Here is a 2,608-nt window from a genome sequence, read left to right as displayed (position 1 = left end):
CAGCAGGGTGGTCAACTCCCAGAGCACGGGCGCCGGATCGCGGCGCAGCTGGACCGGGGTGGTGCGGACCACCGGCAGCCCGGCGGCGTCGGCGGGAGGGTGGTCACCACCCGTGCCCCTGTCCCGCCCGTCCCCGTGGCGGTACAGGCGGTACCGGTGTTGTCGGCGCCGCCGGCGCCGTCGGCGGTGATCGTGACCACCGCGTCCGCCGGGACGGAGAGGGGAGGACTCGAAGGTGCTGGCGGTGATCGGGGAGCAGGTCGATGCCCAGGTCGGTCGCGTCACGATGCGACTGCCCAGGGCTGCGGCCGAGGCTGCGGTGGACGCGTGGGCACGCGACGAGCTGGGCGGGCGAGTTCCCGAGACTCATGAGGAGTACGCACTGCGGGACCAGGCAGCGGAGCTCGCGTTGATCGGCCTGGCGATCTCGCAGCGTGGTCGCTGGGAGGGCGACGAGGTCGTGATCGACCTGGATGTCGCCTCCGCGGGGGCGGCCGTGCGGGCGGCGCAGTAGTCAGACTGTCGCCCTGGAGGTCTGCACGTCCGGTTCGGGAAGCGGTTCGGGGAAACGTTCGGGGAACGCAGGGAGCGGGTGCGACCACCGGCATCCGGAACAATGACCTTCATGGTGACAATCCACCGCCGTACGGACAAACTGCCCGTTGGCGCGCTGCTGGCGTCGGTCGGCGGCTTCCTCGATGCGTACACGCTCACCCGCCACGGAGTGTTCGCCAACCTGCAGTCGGGCAACGTCGTGCTGTTCTGCGTGCAGGTGACATCCCGGCACTGGCACGCCGCTGCCCTGCGGCTCGTTCCCGTGGGTGCATTCATCATCGGCGTGCTCGCCGTGGAACTGCTGGGAACACCTCGCGCGGTCACGATCGTGCGCCGGCCGATCCGGCTGGTGCTGACGACCGAGATCGCCCTGCTCACCATGCTCGCCACCCTGCCGGGCAACGCGCCGGCGCCGGTGACGACGGTGACCGTGGCCTTCGTCGCCGCGCTGCAGTTCTCGACGTTCACGACATTGCGCGGCGAGCCGTACGCCACCTTGATGACCACCGGAAACCTCCGCCAGTGCGTCGTCGCCGTGCACCAGTGGCTGACCCGAGGGGACCGCAGGAGCGCACGCCGAGCGCAGCTCTACGGTGTCATCGTGGGAGCGTTCTCCCTCGGCGCACTGGTCGGGGTGATCTGCACGCGCCGGTTCGGCGAGCCGGCGATCGCCGTCGCGGCCGGTCTGCTGGTGGGCGTTCTCGCGTTGCTCATCCGGGAGACGCGTCAGGTGGAACGGGCCGGCGGCGGGGAGCCTGTGAACACGTGACCACCAAGGACCCTTCTACCGGGGCGGTCATGTGAACGGCGGCTTGATCGTCCGACGGTGTGTCGGGGTGTGGATCGACTCAAGCTGACGTCAGTGCTCGCGCACTGCCCGTCCCGGCCGGACAGGACGACACCCGCGCTCACATGATGACCCGGATCCTGCCGGAGGACATCGCGCGGCCCTTTGCCCGAGTGCGCAACGGAGGCGGACCGCCACCTCACGCCGTCCGCCATCGCGGGGCCGGGCTCGGCCCGGGCTCAGGCTTTCGGCCCGGTTCCGGCGTCGAAGGCGTGCTGGAGGAGGTCGGCGAGCAGGGCCGCGCAGGAGCCGTCGGGGTCGAGGTCGGGGTCGTAGATGGTGAGGTTGAAGCCGACGCAGCGCGGCGATCCGACCAGGGCCCGCAGCAGCACGGAGAGTTCGTCGGGCAGGAGCCCGCCGGGGTCGGGGCTGTCGACGGCCGGCATGAAGGACGGGTCCAGCACGTCCGCGTCCAGGTGGACCCAGAAGCCCTCGGTCGGGGCGGCTTCCAGGCTCCGCACCACCGTGGCCGCCAGCTTCTCGACGCCGAGCTCGCGGATCTCTCCGACGGTGGTGTTCGCGATCTTCAGCGCGGTGAGTTCGGCGCGCTCGTCGTCGTAGTCGCGGATTCCGAGGACGTGGACGTCCTCGTCCCGGAGGTAGGGGCGCAGCCCTTCGAGGTCGGTCAGGTCGGCCTGGCCGCGGCCGGTTCCGAGGGCGAGCTCCTCGCCGCCCGCGGCGCCGACGCGGTCGGAGTTGCCGGGGTGGCGGAAGTCGGCGGATCCGTCGATGACGGCGACCCCGAAGCGCCCGATGCGACGCAGGGCGAGTGAGGCGCCGAGCTGGATCGAGCAGTCGCCGCCGAGGACGAGCGGGAAGTCGCCTGCGCGGACGTGGTGTTCGAGCCGGTCGGCGAGCTTGCGGGTGTAGCCGGCGATGGCCTCGGCGTTGAACACGCCGTCGCCCTCGCGCCAGCCGCCGCGGTCGTAGCGGGGCGGCACGACGACACCGCCCTCCACCGCGCCGAGCCGTCGCAGCAGCCGCTGCTCGCGCAGCGCGCCGGCCAGCTTGTAGCAGCCGGGTACGGTGCCTTCTGCCGGCGGTCGAAGGCCGAGGTTGGACGGGGCGTCGATGAGGACGATGCGGCGCATCGCGCCATTCTCGCCCTCAGAAGCACGGTGGTCCACGGGATTTCGCCGCGCATCGCCGGCATGCCGACGCCGGTCAGGCCGGACCGGGCGGCGGTGAGCCGGGGCTGCTTCGGCT

3 protein-coding genes are annotated in these 2,608 nt (G+C 71.7%); 2 read left to right on the top strand and 1 reads right to left on the bottom strand.

What is annotated here, in order from left to right:
• Window positions 1-235 precede the first annotated feature (235 nt).
• Window positions 236-514: a hypothetical protein gene (locus ABZ885_RS39225; protein WP_360199690.1), complete on the top strand. Its 279-nt coding sequence runs from the start codon at window positions 236-238 to the stop codon at window positions 512-514.
• Window positions 515-625: 111 nt separating this feature from the next.
• Window positions 626-1,324 (top strand): YoaK family protein, encoded by a 699-nt coding sequence (locus ABZ885_RS39220; protein ID WP_360199688.1) that lies wholly within the window; start codon window positions 626-628, stop codon window positions 1,322-1,324.
• A 257-nt stretch (window positions 1,325-1,581) separates the two neighbouring features.
• On the opposite strand, the gene ABZ885_RS39215 is transcribed toward ABZ885_RS39220, so the two are convergent.
• Window positions 1,582-2,493 carry an arginase family protein gene (locus ABZ885_RS39215; protein ID WP_360199687.1) on the bottom strand — a complete coding sequence of 304 codons (912 nt, stop codon included), beginning with the start codon at window positions 2,491-2,493 and terminating at the stop codon, window positions 1,582-1,584.
• Window positions 2,494-2,608: the final 115 nt, after the last annotated feature.

Origin of the sequence: Kitasatospora sp. NPDC047058, from assembly GCF_040643935.1 — a bacterium.
Classification (GTDB): Bacteria; Actinomycetota; Actinomycetes; order Streptomycetales; family Streptomycetaceae; genus Kitasatospora.
This window is presented reverse-complemented; position numbering and strand designations above follow the sequence as displayed.